The sequence below is a fragment of the Rhodoferax sp. ZS1R8 genome (genome assembly GCF_056521325.1).
Map to the genome: position 1 here is coordinate 1 of NZ_JBWMBA010000104.1, position 1257 is coordinate 1257.

Here is a 1257-nt window from a genome sequence, read left to right on the forward strand (position 1 = left end):
TGTGGTGGTCAAGTTTTTTCGGACACATCAATAGATTGTTGTTTTGCCGATTCACGCTCGAAAGCGTTGGGTGACAAATTCCCCAGTGTTGAGTGCAATCGGGTGCAGTTGTAAAAGCCCACGATGTAGTCAGCTACATCAGCCATCGCTTCACTGTGGTTGGCGTAGTCTTTTTGCCAGACCCGCTCCATCTTCAAGTTCAGAAAGAAGCGCTCCATGACTGCGTTGTCCCAGCAGTTGCCTTTGCGGCTCATGCTGCCAACTAGGCCATGCTTTTTCAACAATGCTTGATGTTCTGCACTGGCATATTGCGTCCCCCGGTCTGAATGGACAATGAGGCCTGCGTCGGGGTTGCGCTGCACGATAGCCATTTGCAAGGCAGCGCACACCAGTATTGCAGGCATTTCGGGGGCCATTGCCCAACCCACAATCTTGCGTGAGTGCAGGTCCAGAACCGCCGCCAGATAGAGCCAGCCACTGCGCGTGCGGATGTAGGTGATGTCGCAAACCCAGGCCTGGTTGGGCAAGGGCCGCTCGAACTTTCTGGCCAGCACATGGCTTGATACCGGCATGCTGTGTTTGCTGTCGGTGGTGGGCACGAATTTACGCCTCCAAACGGGACGTAACCCATTGGCTCGCATCAGGCTGCGCACTCGGTGGCGTCCCATGGTCACGCCCTGGGAGCACAGCGCAGTACGGATCCTACGGCTGCCGTAAGTGCGACCACTGGCTGTAAAGGCGGCCGTCACATGCGCACTCTCGGTACACACCACGGGTGCTGCTTGGCGGCGATCGACTGCTGCGTAATAGCCCGAGCGGCTGACATCCAGCACGCGACAGGCCTGGCTGACAGATATGGCCTTCTTTTGCAAGTCTTCAACGAGCTGGTAGCTCATTTGAGTTCTCGGGCAAAGAAGGCCGACGCTTTTTTTAAGATATCGACGTCGCCCCGCAGTTGGCGGTTCTCAGCCTCCAGTTGTCTGATCCGCTGGTGCTCCGCTGTGAGGGGTTTGCCGATGCCGCTTTGGCCCAGTTGCTCCGCTTCAAACTGCGCGATCCAGCGCCTAACGGCGCTCTCACCAATTTTCATATCCTTGCAGACCTGGCTGATGCTGAGTCCTTGGACTTTGACCATCTGCGCCACCTGGAGCTTGAAGCTCGTGTCAAAGACTCTTCGGGATTTTTGCTTGTTCACTTGTGCCGCCGTTTAGGTTTGAAATAACCTATCGTTGTGTCTGTTTAAATTAGACCACCACA

1 protein-coding gene is annotated in these 1257 nt (G+C 55.5%); it reads right to left on the bottom strand.

The genetic code is table 11. The annotated features are described in order from the left end of the window. Positions 1-8: 8 nt before the first annotated feature. Positions 9-1195, bottom strand: a protein-coding gene (locus tag AC097P_RS24155; RefSeq protein WP_479612962.1) for an IS3 family transposase whose coding sequence is annotated in 2 segments (ribosomal slippage) — positions 9-943 and positions 943-1195 — 1188 coding nt in all. Because the reading frame shifts where the segments join, the coding sequence is not laid out codon by codon here. Positions 1196-1257: the final 62 nt, after the last annotated feature.